This is a genomic window from Candidatus Hakubella thermalkaliphila, assembly GCF_013281975.1.
Lineage (GTDB): Bacteria > Actinomycetota > Humimicrobiia > Hakubellales > Hakubellaceae > Hakubella > Hakubella thermalkaliphila.
In genome coordinates, this window is sequence record NZ_BLRZ01000489.1 from 1 (window position 1) to 530 (window position 530).

At 67.9% G+C, this 530-nt stretch carries 1 protein-coding gene; it reads left to right on the forward strand.

The features are described from left to right. Window positions 1–41 precede the first annotated feature (41 nt). Window positions 42–530 (forward strand): (Fe-S)-binding protein (locus tag HW443_RS12850; protein WP_275942780.1); only part of this gene is annotated, 489 nt, incomplete at its 3' end.

Genomic DNA, 530 nt, shown 5'->3' on the forward strand with positions numbered 1-530 from the left:
GGCGGCGCATCGACGCCGCCGCTGAGGTGGAGCAGCGGAGCGTGGCCCGCCGCCCGCCACGGGTGAGCGCCTACGCCGCCCGTCGCCAGCCCCACCCGGTGCCTGCCCGCGCCCAGTGGCCGCAGCTTCAGCGGGCATACCACGGTCGCAGCCTGCCCAGCCCCGAATTCGCCGAGGAACAGATCCAGGAAGTGCTGCATCGGGTGGAGAAGTACTCGCCGGAGGATGAGCTTAATTGTGGGGCTTGCGGTTATGATTCTTGTCGTCAGAAAGCCGCCGCCGTCCTGCGGGGCATGGCCGAGGTGACCATGTGTATTCCCTATATGCGCACCCGGGCTGAATCGCTGACCAACGTGGTGATGGATGTTACCCCCAACGGTGTCCTGATCGTGGACAACGCCCTGCACGTGCAGGATGTATCTCCAGCCGCCGAATGGATGTGCAACTGCCACCGCGCGGCGGCGCGGGGCAGGCCGCTGCGCGGCAGTATCCCCATCGGCGAGGATTCCGTGGCTGCCGGCGCCGCTGGC